22 protein-coding genes are annotated in these 24,382 nt (G+C 46.1%); 16 read left to right on the top strand and 6 right to left on the bottom strand.

The window, feature by feature from the left end; genetic code table 11:
- Positions 1 to 16 precede the first annotated feature (16 nt).
- Positions 17 to 952 (top strand): site-specific tyrosine recombinase/integron integrase, encoded by a 936-nt coding sequence (gene xerA / locus EML15_RS01650; protein ID WP_246846875.1) that lies wholly within the window; start codon positions 17 to 19, stop codon positions 950 to 952.
- 2 nt (positions 953 to 954) lie between these two features.
- Here the strand turns inward: xerA and EML15_RS01645 are convergent, their stop codons facing one another.
- Positions 955 to 1,542 carry a M23 family metallopeptidase gene (locus EML15_RS01645; RefSeq protein ID WP_246858051.1) on the bottom strand — a complete coding sequence of 196 codons (588 nt, stop codon included), beginning with the start codon at positions 1,540 to 1,542 and terminating at the stop codon, positions 955 to 957.
- A 422-nt stretch (positions 1,543 to 1,964) separates the two neighbouring features.
- Between EML15_RS01645 and rpsB the strand changes: the two genes are divergently transcribed.
- From rpsB to EML15_RS01620, 5 genes are all read left to right on the top strand, one after another.
- Positions 1,965 to 2,780, top strand: a complete 816-nt coding sequence (rpsB, locus tag EML15_RS01640) for a 30S ribosomal protein S2 (RefSeq protein ID WP_144273106.1) — start codon at positions 1,965 to 1,967, stop codon at positions 2,778 to 2,780.
- 224 nt (positions 2,781 to 3,004) lie between these two features.
- Complete coding sequence (gene tsf / locus EML15_RS01635; protein ID WP_144273105.1) at positions 3,005 to 3,832, top strand: translation elongation factor Ts; 828 nt, start codon at positions 3,005 to 3,007, stop codon at positions 3,830 to 3,832.
- 256 nt (positions 3,833 to 4,088) lie between these two features.
- Positions 4,089 to 4,814, top strand: coding sequence for a UMP kinase (gene pyrH, locus EML15_RS01630; protein WP_144273104.1), 726 nt, complete (start codon positions 4,089 to 4,091; stop codon positions 4,812 to 4,814).
- A gap of 43 nt (positions 4,815 to 4,857) precedes the next feature.
- Positions 4,858 to 5,415: a ribosome recycling factor gene (gene frr, locus EML15_RS01625; protein WP_144273103.1), complete on the top strand. Its 558-nt coding sequence runs from the start codon at positions 4,858 to 4,860 to the stop codon at positions 5,413 to 5,415.
- Between the two features lie 56 nt (positions 5,416 to 5,471).
- Entirely contained in the window at positions 5,472 to 6,353 is an 882-nt protein-coding gene (locus tag EML15_RS01620) for a phosphatidate cytidylyltransferase (RefSeq protein ID WP_144273102.1), read from the top strand.
- Between the two features lie 106 nt (positions 6,354 to 6,459).
- Here EML15_RS01620 and EML15_RS01615 read toward each other — a convergent pair whose 3' ends face one another.
- Positions 6,460 to 6,867, bottom strand: a complete 408-nt coding sequence (locus EML15_RS01615) for a lipopolysaccharide assembly protein LapA domain-containing protein (protein WP_144273101.1) — start codon at positions 6,865 to 6,867, stop codon at positions 6,460 to 6,462.
- Positions 6,868 to 7,019: 152 nt separating this feature from the next.
- Here EML15_RS01615 and rlmN point away from each other — a divergent pair, with 152 nt between their 5' ends.
- Positions 7,020 to 8,117 (top strand): 23S rRNA (adenine(2503)-C(2))-methyltransferase RlmN, encoded by a 1,098-nt coding sequence (gene rlmN, locus EML15_RS01610; RefSeq protein ID WP_144273100.1) that lies wholly within the window; start codon positions 7,020 to 7,022, stop codon positions 8,115 to 8,117.
- A 58-nt stretch (positions 8,118 to 8,175) separates the two neighbouring features.
- On the opposite strand, the gene EML15_RS01605 is transcribed toward rlmN, so the two are convergent.
- Positions 8,176 to 8,646 carry a DUF2631 domain-containing protein gene (locus tag EML15_RS01605; protein WP_185967136.1) on the bottom strand — a complete coding sequence of 157 codons (471 nt, stop codon included), beginning with the start codon at positions 8,644 to 8,646 and terminating at the stop codon, positions 8,176 to 8,178.
- 357 nt (positions 8,647 to 9,003) lie between these two features.
- Between EML15_RS01605 and dxr the strand changes: the two genes are divergently transcribed.
- The 6 genes from dxr (at position 9,004) to EML15_RS01575 (ending at position 17,222) form a co-directional block, all read left to right on the top strand.
- Positions 9,004 to 10,260, top strand: a complete 1,257-nt coding sequence (gene dxr / locus EML15_RS01600; protein ID WP_144273098.1) for a 1-deoxy-D-xylulose-5-phosphate reductoisomerase — start codon at positions 9,004 to 9,006, stop codon at positions 10,258 to 10,260.
- A gap of 15 nt (positions 10,261 to 10,275) precedes the next feature.
- The gene (locus tag EML15_RS01595; RefSeq protein WP_144273097.1) at positions 10,276 to 11,481 is read left to right on the top strand and encodes a site-2 protease family protein; all 1,206 of its coding nucleotides are present in this window, start codon (positions 10,276 to 10,278) and stop codon (positions 11,479 to 11,481) included.
- Positions 11,482 to 11,631: 150 nt separating this feature from the next.
- The gene (gene ispG, locus EML15_RS01590) at positions 11,632 to 12,795 is read left to right on the top strand and encodes a flavodoxin-dependent (E)-4-hydroxy-3-methylbut-2-enyl-diphosphate synthase (RefSeq protein WP_144273096.1); all 1,164 of its coding nucleotides are present in this window, start codon (positions 11,632 to 11,634) and stop codon (positions 12,793 to 12,795) included.
- A 111-nt stretch (positions 12,796 to 12,906) separates the two neighbouring features.
- Positions 12,907 to 14,742 (top strand): penicillin-binding transpeptidase domain-containing protein, encoded by a 1,836-nt coding sequence (locus tag EML15_RS01585; protein ID WP_144273095.1) that lies wholly within the window; start codon positions 12,907 to 12,909, stop codon positions 14,740 to 14,742.
- A gap of 119 nt (positions 14,743 to 14,861) precedes the next feature.
- Positions 14,862 to 15,734 (top strand): type I methionyl aminopeptidase, encoded by an 873-nt coding sequence (map, locus tag EML15_RS01580; RefSeq protein ID WP_144273094.1) that lies wholly within the window; start codon positions 14,862 to 14,864, stop codon positions 15,732 to 15,734.
- Between the two features lie 9 nt (positions 15,735 to 15,743).
- On the top strand, positions 15,744 to 17,222 hold the full coding sequence (locus tag EML15_RS01575) for a cobyric acid synthase (RefSeq protein ID WP_144273093.1): 1,479 nt from the start codon (positions 15,744 to 15,746) through the stop codon (positions 17,220 to 17,222).
- Here the strand turns inward: EML15_RS01575 and EML15_RS01570 are convergent.
- The 3 genes from EML15_RS01570 to EML15_RS01560 all read right to left on the bottom strand — a co-directional run bounded on the left by EML15_RS01570 (position 17,179) and on the right by EML15_RS01560 (position 20,570).
- The gene (locus EML15_RS01570; protein WP_144273092.1) at positions 17,179 to 17,961 is read right to left on the bottom strand and encodes a hypothetical protein; all 783 of its coding nucleotides are present in this window, start codon (positions 17,959 to 17,961) and stop codon (positions 17,179 to 17,181) included. The two genes, EML15_RS01575 and EML15_RS01570, sit on opposite strands and share 44 nt — an antisense overlap.
- A gap of 59 nt (positions 17,962 to 18,020) precedes the next feature.
- Complete coding sequence (mtr, locus tag EML15_RS01565) at positions 18,021 to 19,412, bottom strand: mycothione reductase (protein ID WP_144273091.1); 1,392 nt, start codon at positions 19,410 to 19,412, stop codon at positions 18,021 to 18,023.
- A 90-nt stretch (positions 19,413 to 19,502) separates the two neighbouring features.
- The gene (locus EML15_RS01560) at positions 19,503 to 20,570 is read right to left on the bottom strand and encodes an alpha/beta hydrolase (protein WP_144273090.1); all 1,068 of its coding nucleotides are present in this window, start codon (positions 20,568 to 20,570) and stop codon (positions 19,503 to 19,505) included.
- A 303-nt stretch (positions 20,571 to 20,873) separates the two neighbouring features.
- Between EML15_RS01560 and mqo the strand changes: the two genes are divergently transcribed.
- From mqo to EML15_RS01545, 3 genes are all read left to right on the top strand, one after another.
- Positions 20,874 to 22,370: a malate dehydrogenase (quinone) gene (mqo, locus tag EML15_RS01555; protein WP_144273089.1), complete on the top strand. Its 1,497-nt coding sequence runs from the start codon at positions 20,874 to 20,876 to the stop codon at positions 22,368 to 22,370.
- Positions 22,371 to 22,453: 83 nt separating this feature from the next.
- On the top strand, positions 22,454 to 23,560 hold the full coding sequence (locus EML15_RS01550; protein WP_144273088.1) for an AAA family ATPase: 1,107 nt from the start codon (positions 22,454 to 22,456) through the stop codon (positions 23,558 to 23,560).
- Positions 23,561 to 23,621: 61 nt separating this feature from the next.
- Positions 23,622 to 24,329, top strand: coding sequence for a VWA domain-containing protein (locus EML15_RS01545; RefSeq protein ID WP_246846997.1), 708 nt, complete (start codon positions 23,622 to 23,624; stop codon positions 24,327 to 24,329).
- Positions 24,330 to 24,382: the final 53 nt, after the last annotated feature.

Here is a 24,382-nt window from a genome sequence, read left to right as displayed (position 1 = left end):
ATCGAAAGTGCAGCAGATGAAAACACAAGAAACATCTGCTGCACTTTCGTCGTCTCTGAACACGACATCATTGATAGAGCTTATCGACGCGTATGCCAAGCACCTCACATTGGTCGCTGGACGTTCTGCTGCAACAGTGAAAGGCTATCGGTCTGACTTATTAGACTTTGCGGCAGGCGCTCCCGAACTGCAAGATTTCCATCTTGTCAATATCCGTGCGTGGCTAGGGCAAACTCTCGAAGATGGAAAAACAAGAGCCACTCTTGCGAGGAGAACAGCGGCTATTCGTGGATTTTCGCAATGGCTAGTAGCACAAGATCTCGTGTCTAAAGATGAGGCAGCAACCCTTGTTTCGCCCAAAAAAGGACGCCATTTGCCTAAAGTGCTCAATGAAAAACAAGCAGACAAGCTCATGCGCGCTTCGCAAGCTGTGCATGAAGAAGAATATATCCGTGATAGCGCATTATTGGAGTTGCTCTATGCGACAGGCATTCGTGTAGCGGAAGTGTGTGGCATGGATATTGCAGATATTGATTTTGCTCGCTCAACAATAAAAGTAACTGGAAAAGGAAATAAGCAACGTATTGTTCCCTTTGGTGAAAATGCTGCATCAATCTTGCGGCAATGGTTGGATACGGCGCGTCCAGTATTAGCAGCTCGTGGTGCGAATAAAGAAGAAAAAGCGTGTTTTTTGGGCAGTAGGGGTGGCAGGATAGATCCTCGCCAGGTTCGGCGCATCGTCGAGAAAGCTGGAGATGAGCTTGGGGTAGAACAACTCAGTCCCCATTCTTTGCGTCATACCGCTGCGACACATCTTTTAGATGGTGGGGCAGATTTACGCATTGTGCAGGAATTATTAGGTCACTCTTCTTTGCAGACCACGCAGATATATACACACGTGAGCTCGCAAAGGTTAAAAGAAGCCTTCAAGAAAGCTCACCCGCGTGCGTAAAGTTATTGGTTGCTTAATGGTTTAAGTCTAATTACCGGCGCGCCGAGTAAAGATAGAGGATTAATATAGGTATCTTTGCCGGTACGTGCACCCCAATGCAGTCCTTGCCCATGTGATATGCCTACGGGGCTGAGTTTGCCAATTACTTGTCCCGCTTGTATTACGGTGCCTTGGGAAATATCCGGATTGGTGACATCAATTGGTTGATATGTTGTTCGGATGCCGTCGTTATGATCAATGGAAAGGACAGGAGTGCCAGCTACTATCCCGACGAAAGCAATAACACCATCTTGTGCGGCATAAATATCTTGTCCAACTGTAGCGGCAAGATCCACGCCACGGTGTCCTGCTAGCCATTTTTTCTTCGGTGGATCAAATCCATGTGTAATTTTTCCAGGGTCGGCAGTAGCGGTTATGGGACTAATGTAGTTTCGTTCTAGTGGAGTGGTCGACGTGGCTCGTGAAGGTGCCGGGAACGGGAATAATCCCAGCAGCATACTCAAACTAAGGCACAAGACGAGCCATAATCTATTTTTTCTCCGTTGCGGTTGTGCGTGTGGCAGTTGTTGAGACGCTATATTCACAGTCATGGTGTGACTATGCACATCTTCTTACAACAAGGACAAAAGTACCTAACCAGCATTGTGGAAAACTGTCACACTGGCATCATTTTCCCCATTTTCCACAGCGGGGAAAAGTTATTCACATCTTTTTTGTATTGCAGAACGTGAAACACTATACTGCTACTTTGGCTCTGTTATATGTGCGGTATTTTGTTTCTGATCAAGGTCTTGTGCGTTCGCAAGATGATGTCTTGGCGAAAACATAATTGAAATATATGCACAGATAAGTAGAGTTACTAATTTCGCGCGGTCATTGTGAAGCCAACTTGGACTGTGGTCTTATTTTCAGGGTTCTTGAGTATAAGCGTTTGAGTGGTAATGGCAGCTAGGGTGCAGGGAGAGCCTGCATAGTATATAAACCGAAAACTATTAACAAGGAGGAAGTGAACATGGCAGTTGTAACCATGCGTGAGCTTCTCGATTCTGGTGTGCACTTTGGTCACCCAACACGCCGCTGGAATCCAAAAATGCGTCGTTTCATCTTGACTGATCGCAACGGCATTTACATTATTGATCTTCAGCAGACTCTTAACTACATCAACGAAGCATACGAGTTTGTGAAAGAAACAGTTGCACATGGTGGCACTGTTTTGTATGTAGGTACCAAAAAGCAAGCTCAGGAAGCAATTGCTACTGAGGCTGAGCGCGTTGGTATGCCATACGTGAACCACCGTTGGTTGGGTGGTATGCTCACCAACTTCCAGACCGTTTCTAAGCGTCTTCACCGCATGAAAGAATTGCAAGCGATGGACGCAGCTGAAAATGGTTACGATGGTCGTACCAAAAAAGAAATCCTCATGCTTACTCGTGAGCGCACCAAACTTGAGCGCGTTCTCGGTGGTATTGCAGAGATGGGCAAGGTTCCTTCTGTTTTGTGGGTTGTTGATACCAACAAAGAGCACATTGCAGTAAGTGAGGCTCATAAACTCAACATTCCAGTCGTTGCTGTTCTTGACACTAACTGTGATCCAGACGTGGTAGATTACGCTGTTCCGGGTAACGACGACTCAATCCGCTCTATTGAGGTTCTTACTCGTGTTATTTCTCACGCAGTTATCGAGGGGAAGAAAGCACGCGAAGAGCGTAAGCTAGCTGCAGCCAAAGAAGCTGCTGGTGATGCACAAAAGTCTGAGCCAGCTGCACAGGCAGAGACAACTGAAGAAGTTGCAGCCAAGGTTGAAGCACCAGCAGAATCTGCTGAATAAAACTTGTATGAGACAATTCTGGTAATTGTCTCAACATTGTTTAGAGTCCTTTGGCAACACCACGGTGCTGTGCAAAGGACTTTTTTATGGCACATCGAAATACAGAGCTTTTCGACGGTAATGTTTGCGCAATGTTGCGCGTTCGATAGCGTTTAGTCGCTAAGTCAGTTACTCTGTATATCGAAATTATTAAATTACCCTAATTGAGGAGGATCGCCCCGACAATGGCGAACTACACTGCTGCAGATGTGAAAAAGCTCCGTGAAATCACTGGTTCCGGAATGCTTGATTGTAAGAAGGCTCTTGAAGAAACCAATGGTGACTTTGACAAAGCTGTTGAGGTTCTTCGTATCAAAGGCGCTAAGGACGTCGGAAAGCGTGCAGAGCGTAATGCTACTGAGGGTCTTATTGCTGTATCTGCAAACACAATGGTTGAAATCAACTCTGAAACTGACTTCGTGGCAAAGAACGCCGAGTTTAAGACTTTTGCACAAAAAGTTGCTGATGCAGCTGCTGCCGTGAAAGCTAACTCTGCACAAGAGCTTGCTCAAGCAGATGTTGATGGTAAGACTGCTGCGGAAGCTATCCAGGAGTTGTCCGCTAAGATCGGTGAAAAACTCGAGTTGCGTCGTGCAGTAACTCTTGAAGGAGACAAAGTATCTGTGTACTTGCACCACCGATCTGCTGATTTGCCACCAGCAGTGGGTGTTTTGGTTTCTTACACCGGTGAGGGCGAGGCTGCAGAGTCTGCTGCTCATGCTGCTGCTATGCAGGTTGCTGCGCTTAAAGCTGCATATCTTACCCGCGAGGATGTGCCAGCTGAGGTTATCGAAAAAGAGCGCTCTATTGCTGAGCAGATTACTCGTGAAGAAAAGAAGCCAGAGGCAGCTATTCCAAAAATTGTTGAGGGTCGTCTCAACGGTTTCTACAAGGATGTTGTATTGCTTGAACAGGCTTCAGTTGCAGACAGCAAGAAGACTGTAAAGCAGGTCATGGATGAGGCTGGTGTTACTTTGACTGCTTTCGCTCGTTTTGAGGTTGGACAGCAGTAATTGTGATAAGCAATCTCACGCCCCTGCGGGTAATGCGCTGGGTAAGTGCTGAGTAAATAATGAACGAGGTTCCTGTTTGTGGGGAACCTCGTTTTTAAGTTACACAACTATCTCCAAAGCAGGTATGATTAGCCTTTAGTACAAAGCACTTTTTGTATCATGAGATTCCATTAAACACACACAACAGTGTTATTTTGCTGGGATAACTCCACAGCAAGGGTATGGCTGTTGGTTGTCTAAGAAAGGTTTGAGATCTATGACCGAGACTGCCAAACGTTCTAAGTACAAGCGGGTAATGCTTAAACTTGGAGGTGAAATGTTCGGCGGTGGGGCAGTAGGTATTGACCCAGATGTGGTACAAAACGTTGCGCGCCAAATTGCATCCGTTGCCAAAAGTGGCGTAGAAGTAGCGGTTGTTATTGGTGGCGGTAACTTCTTCCGCGGTGCACAATTGCAGCAGCGAGGTCTGGATCGTAATCGCTCAGACTATATGGGTATGTTGGGTACAGTCATGAACTGTCTTGCTTTACAGGATTTCTTGGAACAAGAAGGCATTGACTGCCGCGTACAGACTTCTATCAATATGGCGCAAGTTGCGGAGCCGTATTTGCCTTTACGCGCAAAGCGTCATCTAGAAAAAGGGCGTGTTGTTATTTTCGGTGCTGGAATGGGATTGCCATATTTCTCTACGGATACTACCGCCGCTCAGCGAGCACTCGAGATTGATTGTGAGGTGCTGTTGATGGCTAAAGCCGTCGACGGTGTGTATTCAGATGATCCACGTACTAATCCAGATGCTGTTTTGTACTCCGAGATTACTCCGCGTGAAGTAATTGAGCAGGAACTTAAAGTGGCGGATGCAACAGCATTCAGTTTATGTATGGATAATGATATGCCTATCCTGGTGTTCAATTTACTTGAAGAAGGTAATATCGCAAGAGCTGTTGCTGGTGAAAAAATCGGCACCTTAGTGCAAAGCTAAAACAGTTCTACTTCTTAGCCGTTTAACTCATAGAGGATTATTTATGATTGATGATATTTTATTAGAGTCTGAAGAACATATGACTACTAGCGTCGAGCGTACTCGTAGCGAGTTGACAAATATTCGTACTGGACGCGCTAATCCTGCAATGTTTGCTGGCATCATTGTGGATTATTACGGAGTTCCTACCCCAGTAACGCAAATGGCAACCATCTCTGTGCCAGAAGCACGTATGCTGCTTATCAAACCTTATGAGCAATCAATGCTTGGTGAAATTGAGAATGCAATTCGCTACTCAGACCTTGGTGTTAATCCAACTAGCGACGGGCACGTGTTGCGGGTAACAGTTCCTCAACTTACTGAGGAGCGTCGTAAAGACATGGTGAAGGTGGCCAAGGCTAAAGGTGAAGAAGGAAAAATTGCAATTCGCAATGTGCGTCGTAAGGGAATGGATGGGCTAAAGAAGATCCAAAAAGACGGCGACGCGGGCGAAGACGAAGTACAAGCAGCTGAAAAAGAACTTGATAAAGTTACTGCAAAGTATGTTGCTCAAGTTGATGAGCTGGTAGCTAAAAAAGAGGGCGAGTTGATGGAGGTCTAAACAGGCCTCTTGGGTTTTAACCAGCATGACCAAGAAACAAGGAGTACATATCATCAATGAGCCAAACGGTGCATGGGAACATTGAGCATTTTCCCAAACCACGCAATAGCGCTGGACGCAATCTTAAAGCTGCTATCAGCGTTGGTATTGGTCTTGGTTTATTGGTTTTTATTGCGATCTTCATTGTCCCCTTTGGTTGGTACCCTTTTGTAGCAGTCATCCTTGCTGCAGCAACCTGGGAAGTACATACTCGCTTGCGTGAGCGCAGTTATGTACTACCCAAATGGTTGTTATTAGCGGCAGGGCAGTTGATGATTTGGCTGAGTTTATTTTTTGGTGCCAAGGGGTTGGTATCGGCATATGCGCTCTCAGTGCTGTGTTTGATGTTTAGCAGGCTATTCCATCATGGCAGTTCTGCAGCACCAAAAAATTATCTACGAGACACAGCAATTGGGGTTTTCGTTCTTACTTGGATACCGTTATTTGGTAGCTTTGCGGCAATGCTTTCCTTGTTTAACACAGATAGGGCTTCTGGTTCGCACTTCATTGTGACCTTCATGCTGTGCGTTATCGCTTCCGACACTGGTGGCTATATTGCCGGGGTAATGTTTGGTGCTCACCCGATGGCACCTGCCGTGAGTCCTAAAAAATCTTGGGAAGGCTTTATCGGTTCGATCATCGCAGGAATTTTTACTGGTGCATTAAGTGTGTCTTTGCTTTTGCACTATAACTGGTGGTGGGGAATCCTTTTGGGAGGCGGTCTAGTTATCTGTGCAACATTGGGTGATCTTGTTGAGTCTCAGTTCAAGCGGGAGTTGGGTATCAAAGATATGTCCAATCTCTTGCCTGGTCATGGTGGCATTATGGATCGCCTTGATGGTATGTTGCCGTCGGCAATGGTGACCTGGCTGCTACTGAGTCTCATTACTATGCCATGATTGTCTTTTCGGAGTGCATACAAGACAAATACAAGACAAAACAAATAATACAAAAATAAAAGCTCTTATCTAACTACAAGATAAGAGCTTATTGGTTGCGTAGTTTTTATTTCTTTTTGATTTGGCGTCGCAATTGCAAAATACGTGTACCACCGACAAGCGCCATAATTAAAGCGCCGCCAATTGCGGCAAGTAAGAAACCAACACCAGCGGGGAAAGAAAAACTCCAAGCAATAAAGGACATTTTTACTGCTTGCTGATTTTGCATGATAAATATCAACAAGACAATGAGCAGTAGTGCACCAACAATAAGCGCTACCCAGGTTCCGCCAGCAAAAGAAGACTTCACTTTAGTCTTTTCGTGTTTTTCTGGGGCAGGAACAGGTGCTTCGTATGCAGGTTCTGCTGCAGCGCTTTCGGTGTAGTGCGGTTGTGCAGTCAAAGAATCATCGAAGTGCTGAGTGGAATCTTCAGGAAAGTTTTGGTCAGGTGAAAAATTATCACGATTAGTCATAAAATCATTCAACTTCATTTTTCGCTCAAAGGCTAATTATTCCAGCCTACGTTATGCTTCTTTTATGGCATTGTTATATTCGTTGGTTAAAACAGCCGTTTGATCCAATTATGATTTTCCATTAGGAAACTTTAATGCGAGAATGAGACATTATGGCTACATCCATCTCCTTAAACTTCGGCGCTGGTCGTCGTGCTATGCCACCACAGCATTTTGCTGATCTCGATAAAGACGCACGAGTTGCTACGCTCAAAGAACTTGGTCTTCCTAAGTTTCGGGTAGACCAATTAGCGCGTCATTACTATGGCAGGTTGCAGGCTGATCCCAGGACTATGACTGACCTGCCAGAAAAAGCGCGCCACAGCGTCGCTGAAGCACTTTTTCCTGAGCTGATGACCCCTGTACGGCAGGTGGAAGCAGATGATGGAGAAACACAGAAGACATTATGGAAACTCCATGATGGTACCCTTCTAGAATCTGTACTCATGCGTTATCCAAACCGAGCGACGCTATGTATTTCTTCCCAAGCTGGTTGCGGAATGGCTTGTCCTTTTTGTGCTACTGGTCAGGGCGGACTGGATCGTAATTTATCAACAGGAGAAATAGTAGACCAGGTGCGTACTGCGGCAGCTACTATGGCGGCAGAAGGGTCGAGACTAAGCAACGTGGTGTTCATGGGGATGGGTGAGCCACTGGCAAATTATAAAAGAGTAGTGTCAGCGGTTCGGCAGATTACTGCACCAGTGCCAGAAGGTTTTGGTATTTCGCAACGTAATGTGACTGTTTCTACTGTTGGATTAGTACCAGCAATTTACAAACTTGCTGATGAGGAGTTGTCAGTTACCTTAGCTATTTCTTTGCACACTCCTGATGATGAACTGCGTGATACTTTGGTGCCAGTCAATAACCGCTGGAAAGTTGAAGAAGTGCTAGAAGCCGCGCGCTATTATGCGCAGCAATCTGGGCGACGAGTATCCATAGAATATGCGCTCATTCGTGATATTAATGATCATGGTTGGCGGGCAGATATGCTTGGGAAGAAATTGCATAAGGCGCTAGGATCCAAAGTGCACGTTAATCTTATTCCGCTTAACCCAACGCCAGGGTCTAAGTGGGACGCATCGCCTCGTGAGCGTCAAGATGAATTCGTGCGACGTGTGAGCGCTCAGGGGGTCCCATGCACAGTTCGTGATACAAAAGGTCAGGAAATATCTGCTGCGTGTGGCCAATTAGCAGCTGAAGAAAGATAAAAAGAAAAGCGAGATTCGTGTATGAATCTCGCTTTTAATTATTGAGCAGTATTTCGCTTTATGATTCCTGAGGTAGGGCGCGTAGGTGAGCAACACGAGAAGGCTCGATGTTGAGTGCACGCAGCTGGGAATCGGTTAGCTCTGCATAAGGACCAGTACAGGTAGCCTGTAGATAGTCCCAATCTTTTTCCGTGTATCCGACTGGCTTATTGTGTGCTGTAAGCGTACGCACCTGGGTAAGTTTTGGCTTAAAAAGTTGGAGAATTAAACCAAGCGCAATAACAATAGCAAAAACAAAGAGGAAGATAGTCTCTACGTGCCCTTTGTGATTACCAAAGTTATAGCCAAGAAGGAATAGAACAGAAATCCAACCTGCTATTTGGGTTGCATGCTGACCAATATCATGCCATCCCCAGGCTGCCGACGGCTCGTCGAGAGTGGAAACACCATTGTGAACCTCAGGTGCAATTTCGTGGGAACTAGCCACGTTCTTCTCCTCTTCATGTGTATATACGCACTCAAAATACATGCGTATTCACTTAGTATCTATTTTCTCCTGCTTATTTTCGCATATTTTGTTTCCATAAGCGACATTGCATTACCTAAATACTCAAATAATGGAGTGATTTTTCTAATAAGGGACAAAAATAATGGGAAAAATGAGGCAAGGAACTGAGGAAAAATCAGAAACGTGAAAACAATCAAACAAAAGTACATACACGTTAGGGGGTGGAAAATATGATATGCGAGAGAACACGTAGACGCACCAGACAACGCATGAGGCGTCCAATCACTGAGCAATGAGATTGTGTCATGGCACAGAAACGTTCATAATAAAAAAGTGAATTCACAAGCCAAACCCGCTACATCTGCTATATCTCACAGTATGCACAATCCCCAAAGCACTGAAAAATATCCATTGGTATCTACTACAACTGCAGCGTGTGCTCCAGATAAAGCGGATCATGCAGATCAACATTATCCCAAGAGAATCATCATTCTTGGCAGCACTGGGTCAATAGGTACGCAGGCGTTATCGGTTATTGCTGATAATCCTGATCGGTTTGTCGTCGTGGGGCTGGCTGCTGCAGGTAGTAACCCGCAGCTTGTTATCCGCCAAGCACAGCAACTTGGGCTTGCCCCAGAATGTGTTGCTATTGCCGATGCTCAAGCAGCACAGCAGGTATCGCAGGCACTAGGCGGGCAAGTAATCAGTGGTCAAGCCTGTGCGCAGACGTTAGTAGAAACTGTTACTGCCGACACCGTGCTCAATGCATTAGTGGGGTCATTGGGGCTTGGCGCAACTCTGGCAACGATCAACGCAGGTGCCACTTTGGCTTTGGCTAATAAAGAGTCATTGGTAGCAGGGGGACAATTAGTCATTGATGCTGCTAGACCAGGGCAAATCGTTCCTGTAGATTCTGAGCATTCTGCAATGGCACAAGCATTGCGTTCAGGTAGGCGCAATGAAGTAGCGAAGTTTATTCTTACTGCTTCTGGTGGTCCATTTCGAGGCTGGACGCGCAGCCAAATGCAGACGGTAACTCCTGAGCAAGCAGCTGCACATCCCACATGGTCAATGGGACAAATGAACACACTCAATTCTGCAACCTTGGTCAACAAGGGATTAGAACTCATCGAAGCGACATTACTCTTTGGCATTTCTCCAGAGCATATTGATGTTACTGTGCATCCACAGTCGATTGTTCATTCAATGATTACTTTCCGCGATGGGGCAACTATTGCGCAGGCCTCACCACCGTCTATGAAACTTCCCATTGCGTTGGCATTGGGCTGGCCAGATCGAGTGCCAGACGCACAGCCCGCACTGGATTTCTCTACTGCTTCAACGTGGGAATTCATGCCGGTAGATAATGAGGCATTCCCAGCGGTAGAGCTTGCGCGCCATGCAGCAACTCTAGGCGGGGGATATCCTGCTGTTTATAATGCTGCAAATGAGCAGGCGGCAGCGTCTTTCCTTGCTGGTGGTATTGCTTTCCCACACATTGTTGAGGTTATTGAGTTTGCAATGAACAAGGTTGATGGCTCTACTGGTGTAGCCTTGAATCTTGATGATGTGCTAGCTACCGAGTTAGCAGCTCGACGCATCGCTGATGAATATATTGCGTCTTTGCTTTCATAATGAGTTAGGTTGGTTGTGGCAACTTTATTATTTGCGTTACTTTTTGCCGTAGGCATTGCAGTTACCGTTGGTCTGCATGAATTGGGGCATTATATGACAGCGCGTATGTTTGGTATGCGCGTGCGTCAATTCTTTATTGGCTTTGGTCCCAAGCTCTTTTCTTATCGACGTGGGCAGACCGAGTATGGTATCAAAGCGATTTTGCTTGGTGGTTATTGCGATATTGCTGGCATGACGAATCAGGATCCTTTTACCCAGGAAAATCCTCAAGAGGCAATGGCATATAAACCGTGGTGGCAGCGGATTATTGTGTTGCTCGGTGGAATCATCATGAACATCATTGTTGCCTTTGTTATTTTTTATGCAGTAGCAGTGAGTTCAGGGCTGCCTAATCCTCATGCGGTAACTGCAGCTGAAGTTGGTGAAGTCAAATGTGTTTCGCCGCAGCAGCTTGATGCGCAGACACTAGCACCATGCCAAGGCGAAGGACCGGCTCAAAAAGCAGGGGTACAAGCTGGGGATCGAATTATCGCGGTTGATGGTAAGAAAGTCGAGGCCTTTACACAGATTAGAGAGTATGTCCAAAGTCATGCTGGGCGCACAATCATTCTTGATATTGAGCGTGACGATCAGCGCTTAGATATTGCTGTTCCAGTGGAAAAAGTTACTCGACTCGATCAGCAAGGCAATTCCATCGAAGTAGGGGCTATTGGAGTAAGTAGTGCTCCGATCACAAAAGAAAAGTACAACGCTATATCTGGTTTTGCTGTTGCTATAGACTACACTCGTTCAACTTTTATTGCTTCGGCACAGGGATTAGTTTCCTTTCCTGCGAAAATACCATCAGTAGTGACATCTATTTTTGGCGGGGAACGAGAAAAAGACGGCCCAGTCAGCGTAGTGGGTATTTCACGTATTGGCGGGGAACTAGCTCAACGCTCGATGTGGGATAGTTTCTTTCTTATGCTGGCAAGCCTCAACATTTTCCTTGCCCTATTTAATCTCTTACCATTACCGCCTCTCGACGGTGGGCATATTGCAGTCGTGCTGTATGAGAAAATTCGTGATGCCCTGAGGAAAATGCGTGGTAAAAAGCCTCTTGGTCTTGCCGATTATACGAAAATAACCCCAGTTATTGTCACGATTAGTGCCGTGTTGCTTATTGTAGGAGTCATTGTGATTGCTGCTGATATTGTTAACCCGATTCGTTTGTTTGGTTAGTGCTGGCATTAGTCTTGCAGGTATCGCAGATAGCGTGCTCATTCGCTACGAGAAATTAGTGCTAGGTAAATCAGTGCTAGACTTAATGAGTCAATAACAAATCATGCTTTATTCTTATACATCCCATACAGCCCGAGGAGTAAAACAGTAGTGTCTACCCAGATTGGTTTAGGTCTACCGGAAGCACCACCACCAGTTTTGGCACCACGTCGTAAAACGCGTCAGCTTATGGTAGGAAATGTTGGCGTTGGGTCTGATTATCCCGTCTCGGTGCAGTCAATGACTACGACCAAAACTCATGATGTCAATGCTACCTTGCAGCAAATTGCCCAATTAACTGCAACAGGGTGCGATATAGTACGCGTTGCGTGTCCTAAAACAGTTGATGCTGAAGCATTACCAATTATTGCTAAAAAATCACCTATCCCAGTAATCGCTGATATTCACTTTCAGCCAAAGTATATTTTTGCAGCTATCGACGCAGGTTGTGCCGCTGTTCGCGTAAATCCAGGAAATATCAAAGAGTTTGATGGTCGAGTAAAAGAAGTTGCTAAGGCGGCAGGGGATGCTGGTATCCCTATTCGCATTGGTGTTAATGCTGGTTCTTTAGATAAGCGTTTATTGGAAAAATATGGCAAAGCAACTCCAGAGGCATTAGTGGAATCTGCGGTATGGGAAGCAAGCCTATTTGAGGAACATGGTTTTGGAGATATTTGTATCTCTGTCAAGCATAATGATCCAGTGATTATGGTTGAGGCGTATCGCCAGTTAGCTGCTCAAACTGATTATCCGCTCCACCTAGGAGTGACAGAAGCAGGTCCTGCGTTCCAAGGAACGATTAAATCTTCCGTTGCTTTCGGTGCCTTATTGAGCCAAGGAATCGGAGACACTATCCGGGTTTCTTTATCGGCAGATCCAGTGGAAGAAATTAAAGTCGGTGATCAAATCCTGCAATCGCTTAATCTTAAAGAGCGTGGTCTGGAGATTGTTTCTTGCCCGTCATGTGGTAGAGCGCAGGTAGATGTTTATACTTTGGCTGAAGAAGTAACAGCTGCGCTTGATGGTATGAATATTCCGCTGCGCGTGGCAGTAATGGGATGTGTTGTCAACGGTCCAGGTGAGGCGCGTGACGCAGATCTTGGCGTGGCGTCTGGTAATGGTAAAGGACAAATTTTTGTCAAAGGTCAAGTGATCAAGACGGTGCCGGAATCGCAAATTGTCGAAACACTTATCGAAGAAGCGATGCGTTTGGCAGAAGAACAAGGGCTGGAAATTACTGAAGGTGCTGCTGCTAAGGTTTCTATTACTCGTTAGCAATCACTTCCAAAATGTTTTATGCCTGTGCATACTGTGCACAGGCATTGCGCGCATTAAGCGTCGGAGTGGCAACAAAAAACTGTCATTATGTAATGCTAACTTAGCTACATGAAACGCATTTTGTCGTTGGTTTTTGCTGTCATCTTTTTTATAGTTTCAGTTGCCGGTTTGGCTGGCTGCACTCCCAAACAAGCCTCGGCGCAACCAATTGTGGAAAAGTTTTTATCCAGTATCTCCGGACAAAATTTTGATCAAGCTGCACAATTAACTGATGCTGATACCCACGTGTCACAGTTGCTTCGTCGAAGCTGGGATGGGTTGCAAGCCACGTCGCTGGGCACTCATCTCGATTCCTTAGATACCAAAGGCACTATTGCTGTGGCGCATTATTCAATGAAGTGGGCATTACCTAAGGAACGTACTTTAGAGTATCAGACGTCAATGACTCTTAACCGTCTCAATGGCGAGTGGATTATTCGATGGCAGCCAACAGCGTTGCATCCAGACTTAAGCGCTAATCAGCATTTGGAATTGCGGCCGATTAATGCAACGAAAGCGCGGGTGATTTCTTCAGATGGTGCAGATGTGTTGGTGCCTGGCGCTGAGTACCGTGTGATTGTGGATTTAGCCCAGGTGTCTGATAGGGATTATGTGGCAAGAAAAATTGCTACAGCAGTCAATAGCGCGCATGAACGTGATAACTCAGTGCCCACTGTTGTGCCACAGGAGCTTAGTAATACGCTGAAGAATGCTTCGGGAACATACTCCGTTATGACTATTAATGAGATACAAGGAAGTCTTATCGAAGAAGAATTATCGGGAATACCGGGTATTAGCTTTAATCGGGAAGCTACGATGGTGGAAACTGATCCAGGTTTTGCGCCCGATATTGTCTCGCGCGTGAGCAGTCTCGTCGATGAGAAACTTGATGGTAAGAATGGTTGGCAAATTGCAGCTGTTACTACAGATGGGGCGGTCGTTAATACTATTGAGAAGCAAGAACCAGAAGTAGCTCCTGCTATTGAAATTAGTTTGGATCATAATGTGCAGCAGGCGGCTGAAGAAGCAGTAAATGTACGTGCGGATATGCAGACAATGATGGTAGCTATTCGTCCTTCTACCGGGCAAATTCTGGCAGTAGCGCAAACTGATAAAGCGGATAAATCTGGTGATTTAGCTCTTACGGGTCTTTTCCCACCGGGATCTACTTTTAAGATTATTACTGCTCAGGCAGGAATGCAGGAACAAAATTTGAGTCCTGATTCCATAGTGCCATGCCCAGGATCAATGAACATTTATGGTCGTGTTGTTAATAATTACAATGGTTTCTCTTTGGGAAATGTGCCATTAGAAAGTGCTTTTGCTCGTTCCTGCAATACCACTTTTGCCGATATTTCTACCAAACTTGAGCGTGGACAATTGCAAGATATCGCTAGTGAGTTTGGTATTGGTGTTGATTATGTGGTTCCTGGGCTCAATACGGTAACTGGCTCTGTGCCCGCAGGCGATACAGAATTAGAAAAGACAGAGGCTGGTTACGGTCAGGGGCTTGATTTGGTTAGTCCTTTTGGGATGGCTTTAGTTTCTGCTACTGCCGCAAGTGGAAAAACACCAGTTCCTACCTTGGTTTCTGGGTATAACACTGAACAAGATAAGCATCCAATTGCGCCGAAACCAGAAGTACTTGATCAGGTTCGTCGTATGATGCGTAGCGTTGTCACTTCTGGTACGGCTGCTGGTATGAAAGCAGGAGGAGAGATTTATGGCAAGACAGGTGAGGCAGAAATTAACGAAGGATCGCATGCTTGGTTTACTGGTTATCGGGAGGATATTGCATTCGCTACATTGATAGTGCTAGGTGGTGGTTCAGAAACAGCTGTTGCCGTGACGGATAAGTTTTTCCAACGCCTAGATGAACTCAACAGTGCTCGTCACCCAGAATGATTATCAGGATGGCTTTGTAGCGTGCTGTAATCTTGTACAGCACATAGAGGGTGCTGGTATTTTTAGAAAAAGTAATACTGCAATAATTAGGAAAATAATTAAGAAATCGAAAGAAGACTATGACGCACAAAAGAGCACCACTTCGACCTGGTACCCCTACTCCTATTCGTAGTGTTCCACAAGATATTATTCGCCCAGAATATGTATGGAAAGACACAGTACAGGAAGCTATGGGGGAGCCTTATGTCCAAACACCAGAGGTCATTGACGCTTTACGACGCACCTCACGCATAGCCGCTGGTGCACTCAAAGAAGCTGGTAAAGCGGTAGCTCCTGGTGTAACAACTGATGAAATTGATCGGATTGCCCATGAGTATATGTGCGATCATGGTGCTTATCCATCCACGCTAGGATATCGTGGGTTCCCTAAGTCCTGTTGCGTTTCACTTAATGAAATTATTTGTCATGGTATCCCAGACAGTACCGTCATTGAAGATGGCGATATTGTCAATATCGACGTCACTGCATATAAAGAAGGTGTGCATGGAGACACTAATGCTACTTTTCTAGCAGGTGATGTTTCTGAAGAACACCGATTGTTAGTTGAGCGTACTAAAGAAGCAACGATGCGAGGTATTCGCGCAGCAAAGCCAGGCAGAGAAATCAACGTCATTGGTCGAGTGATTGAATCGTACGCCAAAAGGTTTGGGTATAACGTCGTCCGCGATTTTACTGGGCATGGTGTCGGACCTACATTCCATAATGGGCTTATCGTGTTGCACTATGACTCAGATTATTATCGTGATGTTCTTGTCCCAGGCATGACGCTGACCATTGAGCCAATGATTAATCTTGGTGGTCTTGATTATGATATTTGGGATGATGATTGGACTGTACAAACCCGTGACCACAAGTTCACCGCCCAGTTCGAGCACACCATTGTCATTACTGAAGATGGTAATGAGATTCTGACATTGTGCGACGATGAGTAAACCAATACGATGAGTGCGTTTCTGATAGCCGGATGTACCTCAGACGCAGGGAAATCTATGATCGTGGCAGGTCTGTGTCGAGCACTTTTTCGACGAGGATTTGCAGTAGCACCATTCAAGGCACAAAATATGTCTAATAATTCCGCTGTCACTGTCGACGGCGGAGAGATTGGTAGAGCACAGGCCTTACAAGCCTACGCGTGTGGGCTAGAGCCACAGGCACTATTTAACCCTGTACTGCTTAAACCAGGTAGCGATCGTCGATCGCAACTTATTGTCAATGGGAGTGCAGTAGGGCAGGTTGATGCCCGAAACTATGTGGAATATCGACAGCAATTACGGCACGTAGTAGCAGACTCGCTGACTGAATTAGAAAAACACTATGATGTGGTCATCTGTGAAGGTGCTGGTTCGCCTGCAGAGATTAATCTCAGAGACACTGATATTGCTAATTTTGGTCTAGCACAGAGTGCAAATTTGCCAGTTTACCTTGTGGGCGATATTGATCGTGGTGGTGTGCTCGCTCATTTTTATGGCACACATCAGATTGTGTCCGAGAAAGACCGAAACCGTATATGCGGATTCATTGTCAATAAGTTTCGTGGCGACAGATCAATACTCGAACCTGGACTTGTTGAGTTGGAACGCAGAACTGGAGTGCCAACACTGGCGGTACTTCCTTTTATTGAAGGACTGTGGGTAGATGCCGAGGATTCACTCCAAACACCACGCGGTGCAGTTATTGGACCTGTGACAACAGCCTTGGGTAAAGACAGTATGCGCGTTGCAGCTATTCGGTTGCCACGAATTTCTAATGCTACTGACGTAGAAGCCTTGGCCTGTGAACCGGGCGTAACTGTCGTGTGGTCTACGCATCCAGATGAGATTGCCCAGGCAGATTTGGTTATTCTCCCAGGGTCGAAGGCAACAGTCAGTGATCTTGCGTGGTTACGAGCACAAGGATTAGCGCAGGCATTAGAAAAGCGCGTGGTGGCACGTAAGCCTATTTTGGGTATCTGCGGTGGTTATCAGATGATGTGCACCAAGATCATAGATTCAGTAGAAGCAGTAACTACTGGTCACGATCACGAAGTGGTAGTCTCAGGGTTAGCTATTTTTGATGCTGATATCGAGTTTCAAGAACAAAAAACAGTGATCCGACATCCACATGGAGCATATGAGATTCATCATGGTCAAGTAGTTCGTAATAATACTCAAGCATGGTTAGGCGATGAAGGCTCGCGAGAAGGTACCAACTACGGCACACATCGACACGGCTACCTTGAAGATGATGATGCACGTCGTCAGTTCCTTAGTGAAATTGCCGCACTTGTCGGAAAAGACAACTTTATTGTTTCTCCTGATACGAGTTTTGCAGCAGAGCGTGATAAACAATTAGATATGCTTGCCGACGCGCTGGAGCAGCATTGGGATCTTGATCAACTCATTGCGCGTCATGGTGTGGTCGCACAAGACAAGCACTTGTAGTAGCGCATAGAACGCAGAAAAGCAATCCCCATGCTACAAGGGCAATAGAAGAAGTCTGGCGCGGTATTTCGTTAGCAAAAAGGTTAATAACAAGTGTGGCGATGTTGATTATCATTGCACAAAAAGCGGCACCAGCACCTAAGAAACGAATCCGCGACCAATTTTTAGCTCGACTAACCACAATGCTGATCCACCCTAAACATCCACTACTGATAATGCCTGTCAAGACAAAGGCTCCCCAACAATCAGTGGAATGCCCGCTGATGATAAACCAATATAAAAGAGGCGGTCCGATAGTGGCACCGGCATACAGCAGCCCATGATGAGGCGATAATTGGCTAAGTCCTCCCACCAATAACGCACAGGCGGCAACAGGCATTGCTGCAGAGAGAGCAGTGAGCGCAAAATCTGTAATTTTTGTTGACGCAATAACTCCCGATACGCTCATAATGACCCCAACACATAAACTGATACCAGCACCGAGGGCGGAAAATATATGCGGCACACGATGACGATAATGATCGGTATGGCGGATAGCAGTAATTGTTGCTGTGGCGCCGAGCACAAGACACCCTGCCACCAAGGTGGCAAATAATGAGTTCGTGCGTGTGACAGCAGTGCTGAGGACACCCAAAATAATGATTGCACCAGTAGCCAAACTCAATGCAATAGGACGCAACGGTGTGGGGGATACATGAACTGTAGATACTGCGGGGGAAACGGAACGAAAAAAAGGCATAAGAAAAGGATGAATACCAGTAGTAGGCGAGTCTAAGTATGAGCGTACAGTCGGGAAAATCACTCTAAGTCTAGCCCAAGGAGCGCATTTTCAATAAGCTCAGGTAGAGCTGGATGTATCCAGTACTCTTGGGTTGCCACTTGCTGGAGCGGGAGTTGAAAGGCGAGAACTGTAATAAGTTGCTGAATAAGTGTGGCGGCTTGTGGCCCGATGATATGCGCGCCCAGCAGAGTGCCAGTGTCTTTGTCAGCGATGAGTTTTGCAAAACCTGTGTCATCATGCAGTGCCCAACCGTAGGCAATATCGCTGTAATTTTGGATCTTGACGCTTATGTTATGACCCTTATCTCGCGCTTGTTGTTCAGTGAGGCCAACTGTTGCGATCTGTGGCTGCGTAAAAACCGCAGAAGGGACATGCTTATGCGGCAGCGAATGCAAGTTCTCCGGGTGCAAGATATTATGCTTGACAGTGCGCATTTCTGCATTTGCTACGTGCTTGAGCTGATAAGGTGAGCAAATATCTCCTAGCGCCCAGATACCTTCAGCTGTTGTGCGACCATATTCATCGACTTTCACTCGGCCATCGTCGAGGAGCTCAATACCAGCTTTGTCGACGCTCATCTGATCACCATTGGGAATGCGTCCGGTGGCAACGAGGAGCATATCGCCGCGGACTATGCTGCCGTCGTCAAGCTTAAGAGTAATTTCTTGCGCTTGCTGATGCGCACTGACAATGGTGTGCCCAAGTTTGGTGTGAAAAGTTTCTTCGCTCAGCTTAGTAAAACGTTCGGAAATATCTTTATCCATGGAACGCAAGAGAGTGGTGGAGCGATTGACAAGTGTTACCTCAACACCAAGAGCATGGAAAATATGGGCAAATTCTGCAGCGATAAAACCACCGCCAAGCACAATCAGGGAGCGTGGTAGTTGTGCGATGCGCATAATATCTTCATTGGTGTAGTAGGTGATACCTGATTCGGCAATTACTGGCGGAATGAAAGGTCGCGCACCAGCTGCTAAGACGATCGTGTCAGCGCTAATGGTCATCTCTTTATTGCCTTGACCGGTGTGAATAGTTTTTTCACCGACAAAGTAAGCGTGATGGTCGTAGACATCGATGTTAGGAGTTTCTGGGCCGCGTCGGTAGGCTTCACCACCTTGAGCAATAGGGTCAATGCGTTTATCGAAAACATCAGAAACAATACGTGACCAGTCAATGTGATCAATTTTGGCGTTAATGCCAAAATCCTTGGCATGAGTGATGGTATGTGCTATTTCTGCTGCATGAACAAACATCTTGGTGGGGATACAACCGACATTCAGGCAGGTGCCACCAAAAACGCCTTTTTCTACGATAGCGATTGTTTTATCATCAAATTCTGGGCCGGGGATAGAGTTACCAGATCCAGTACCAATAATGATGAGATCATAATGCTTGTCTGACATGGACATCTCCATTTTCTTTTATGTCTCTAAGAGAACGTATGCGTATAACACAGTAGGGCAGGCTCACAGCCTTGAGGATTTTAAGCAAAATCGGAATTATCCCAGGTCGCGTAACCATTGCAGTGAGATACGTAGTGCCTCAGTGCGAGCGTATTCTTTGGATAAAAATACATCATGAACTGCTCCCGCAATAGGTGCAACACGAGTATGAGTGCTTAGTACCTTAGCCCATTTTTGTATTTGAGCAACGTTGAGAATTACGTCGCTGCGAGTACACTGTGCGTCGAAAGCCCGAGGAAAATATGACTGTGTGGAGCATAAAGTAAGCACCGGAACTCCACAATCAACTTTTCGACGATGTATGCGTTGTTGTCCTAACATAATGCTGCGTAACCAGTCTAGATATTTTTTGTGCCCGCCCATAGGTTTGTAGGTGAGATCATAATTCCACTCGCCCTGTGCAGAGATATGCAGGCTTTGACCATAGGAATGATTGCTACTCGACGGCAATGCAATGTCAGGGAAGTATTTACCACTGACACTCAGCAATGGCTTGAGCGGAGCGGAGGCTATGGCTGGGATGATCATATCAAGCCAAGGGCTGTTCAAGATTGCACCTCGAATGTGCTTATGCATGAGCGGATGTGAACGGCGTAGATAATCAAGCCACAGAACGACGATAAGCCCACCAGTAGAATGAGCAATGGGAATAAGGAAATCATGCTTGCTCAGAATGATATGTGCCGCTAGGGTAAGTTCCTCAAAGTATTGTTCAATGTCATTAGTGTGATGCCATTTCTGCCCAGGGCGGTATGAGCGCCCGCATTTTCTCAGATCGAGTGCATAAAACGCGTAACCATGTGTATCAAAAAACTGAGCAATATGTTCATGGAAGAAATAATCTGTGAGCCCATGTACCCATAGCATTGCAGTGGTGGCTGCGGGCTTTTGTGATGAGGGGGCAGTTTTTGTTGGAGCATAACGTATCAGAGTGGCACAAGCCTTGTCTGGATTTTGGGGTGAAGTGCCTGTGGTAGGTACATTACTGTCTAGGTTAAAAACTAATTGGGCAAAATCCTCACCGAGGATATCGTGCTCCCATTGCTGGGGCAGCTGAGCTATTGTTGCGGAATTGAATACGAACTTTGTTTTCTTTCTGCGCACGATTATGCCCCCTGATACGTGAAGATGCTACCGATAAAACCTGTTGCCAATGATACGTTGTGATTAATTGTGATATTTTTTTCACACACTTATCGGGGGAGTTTTAACATCAAACCTGATAAGCGCGTAGAGTATATTCCTAGCGAGTTTCAGACTTCGTGCCCATTTATGAGTATGAGGGTTTGCTGGGAAACCAGTGTCGTTATGAAATAGCTGATAAGTCGATTTAGATTTAGTCGTCATTATCCGAGAATCAGTTAGAAAAGTTGAAGAGATAAGCGTAATAACGCGAGGAAAATTGTAATGTCAAATTCCACAACCGCAGCAAAAGTTACTGATGAGGTAGACGTCGCTCTCATCGGCGCAGGAATAATGAGTGCCACGCTAGGTGCTATGCTTCGCACCTTGGAGCCAACATGGTCACAGATGGTGTTTGAGCGTCTCGACGCTCCAGCACAGGAATCTTCTTCACCGTGGAATAATGCTGGTACTGGGCACTCTGCATTATGCGAGTTGAACTATACGCCAGAAGTTAATGGAAAAATTAACATCTCCAAGGCGATTGGCGTTAATGAAAAGTTCCAAACATCACGTCAATTTTGGTCTTATCAGGTAGATCAAGGTGTTCTTGGGGATCCTGATGAATGGATTAACCAAGTACCTCATGTTTCTTTTGGTCACGGAGCTGAACAAGTTGCTTACTTGAAGAAGCGTTTTGAGGCGTTAGACGGTCATCCACTATTCCCTGATATGCAGTTTAGTGATGATCGTGCGCAGTTCGATGATATGTTGCCACTTATGGGGCGTGGACGTCCTGCATCGGATAAGGTTGCTATCTCTTGGACAGACGCAGGAACAGATATTAACTTCGGTGCTCTGACTAAGCAGTTTTTACAGGCTGCCAAAAAAGAAGGAACCACATTCCGTTATGGGCATGAAGTCCGTAACATTAGCCGTGACGGTAGCAAGTGGAAAATTACTGCAAAGAACCGTCACACCGGTGACATTAGCGTCACTCGTGCAAATTTCGTTTTTGTTGGTGCTGGTGGTATGGCACTTCCTTTGCTGCAAAAAGCAGGTATTCCAGAGATCCGTGGTTTTGGTGGTTTCCCGGTGTCAGGTCAATGGTTGCGTTGCACTAATCCAGAAATTATTAGCCAGCACTCCGCCAAGGTATATGGAAAAGCATCGGTTGGTGCTCCACCAATGTCAGTACCACATCTTGATACCCGTGTTATTGATGGTGAAAAGGGCTTGCTCTTTGGACCATATGCGGGTTGGACACCAAAGTTCTTGAAGAAAGGGTCATGGGCGGATTTGCCTAAATCCTTACGGGTGACCAATGTGGCTTCTATGCTTGCTGTTGGTGTGCAAGAACTTGGTTTGACGAAATATCTCATCACCGAGTTGTTAAAAGATCAGCAGGCTCGTATGGAAACATTGCGTGAGTATGTTCCAGAGGCACGCGATGAAGATTGGGAGATTGTTACCGCTGGTCAGCGTGTGCAGGTTATTAAACCTGTCGTTGGTCCACGTTTTGGTTCTCTTGAGTTTGGTACCGCTTTGATCAACTCTAATGATGGTTCCATTGCTGGTCTCTTAGGCGCATCACCAGGTGCTTCTATTGCCCCTGCAGCAATGCTAGAGGTGCTAGAGCATTGCTTTGGTGATCGCATGGTGGTATGGGCAGATAAAATTAAAGAAATGGTGCCGTCGTATGGCGTGAAACTTTCTGCAAATAAGACTCTCTTTAATGAGATGTGGAGTTACACTCAAAAGACACTCAAATTAGAGGGATAGTAATTCTTATCTTCATGCACACAACCGAGATCCTTAGAAGAGATCTCGGTTGTTTTCACATACTAACAATGACATATTGAGCTATGAACAAAGAGATACAGTCGCCATCATTTTTTCCATTTTCTGCAATTGTGGGTCAAGAAGATCTACGTCTTGCACTCATTCTGTCAGCAATTGCGCCTCGTATTGGTGGTGTCATTGCCCGAGGTGAAAAGGGCACTGCAAAAACTACTACCGTGCGTGCTTTTTCGCGTCTATTAGGTAGTGCTCCATTAGTCAATCTTCCCCTTGGCGTTACTGAAGATCGCGTCGTCGGTTCGCTTGATATTGAAACTGTGCTTACTACTGGAAAAGCACAGTTTCAACCAGGTCTGCTCAGTGCTGCCGATGGTGGTGTGCTCTATGTGGATGAGGTCAATCTACTTGCAGACCATATTGTCGATGTGCTTCTCGACGCAGCTGCAACTGGAATGGTGACTATTGAACGCGATTCTATTTCCCATACTGAATCAGCGCGTTTCGTTCTTGTCGGCACGATGAATCCTGAGGAAGGAGAACTGCGTCCACAACTTTTGGATCGCTTTGGTCTTTCTGTTGATATTGCAGGACCAGCTGATGTGCGCGAACGAGCTGAAATTATGCGTCGTCGATTAGCTTACGAGAATGATCCACAGGGTTTTGTACGTCAATGGCAAGAAAAAGATGAAGAAATCGCAGTACGTATCGCACAAGCTAAAGATGTGGTTGATGAGATTTCTTTGAGCGATGCACAATTAGAGCGGATTGCGTATATTTGTGCTGAGTTTGGAGTCGAAGGCCTGCGCGGTGATCTTGTTATTGCTCGTACTGCGATGGCACATGCGGCATGGCAACAGCGAAGTAGTGTGAATGAAGAAGATATTAACGTAGCAGCACGTTTAGCATTACCGCACCGCCGTCGGCAGAATCCTTTTGACGAACCAGGGGTGAGTGAGCAGGAGCTTGAAAACATCATGGAACGCTCCAAAGAACAACACAATCACCAAGATCATTCTCAGCCTGAGCCTACCGACGCTGCAGATCATAAACACCAGGGAAACAACAGTATGCGCCCTCAACATAATCCTGATGATGCGCACGTCTCCCAAGATGGAAAGGTAGGCAGCGCTGATTCTGGCGCGCCCTTTCGCTATCCGAACACTCAAACGTAAGCCAAAAACTCGTGTGCGCTATGAAGCACCTCCAGGTAGGAGGGCTTATCAGCAACTTAGTATTGGTGCTGATATTCGAGCTAGTTCAGAGCATGGTCATGGGCTCAATCTTGTTGCTTCGCTGCATGCTGCAGTAGCACGAGGGGCACGATTATCCTCAGAAAAATCTGTTATCCCTTTTCTGGCAGCTGATGTGCGTAGGAATATCCGTCGCGGTAAGGAAGCTAATCTGATTGTGTTTCTCGTGGATGCCTCTGGTTCTATGGCTGCGCGTGATCGACTCAGTGCTGTGGTAGGTGCTGTGTCGTCTTTACTATCGGATGCTTATCGACGCCGGGACAAAGTTGCCGTAATCAGTGTGCGGGGGAAAGCACCAGAATTACTTTTAGCCCCAACAAGCTCAATTGATATTGCGCAGAAGCGATTGCAAGATATCAGAACAGGTGGAAGAACTCCTTTGGAAGCAGGACTTGCCCTTGCACATCGGATTATTAGCACGCACCATCTTAAGGAACCAGGGCGCAGAGCTATATTAGTAGTGCTTTCCGATGGGCGCGCCACCGGAAAAGATGCTGTGAAGAAATCACATAGTGTAGCTGCAAAAATTGCCCAAGGAACATTAACGGGAAGTATTGTTATTGATTGTGAAGCACAAGGGCGTATCAGGCTTGGTCTTGCGCAGGAGTTAGCTCGGCATTTAGCTGGTGAGTGCATTCGTATGGAGCAACTGAGCGCACAAGCTATTACGAGAGCCATTGACGTTTTCTGATGTGTGAGTATCAATAGAAAAGCATTGTAAGCAGCAAAGACAGTAAAGAAAGA

Origin of the sequence: Corynebacterium sp. sy017 (assembly GCF_017918135.1) — a bacterium.
In the GTDB taxonomy this organism is placed as follows: Bacteria; Actinomycetota; Actinomycetes; order Mycobacteriales; family Mycobacteriaceae; genus Corynebacterium.
The sequence above is the reverse complement of the archived record's forward strand: the minus strand, read 5'-3'. Positions and strand labels throughout refer to the sequence as shown.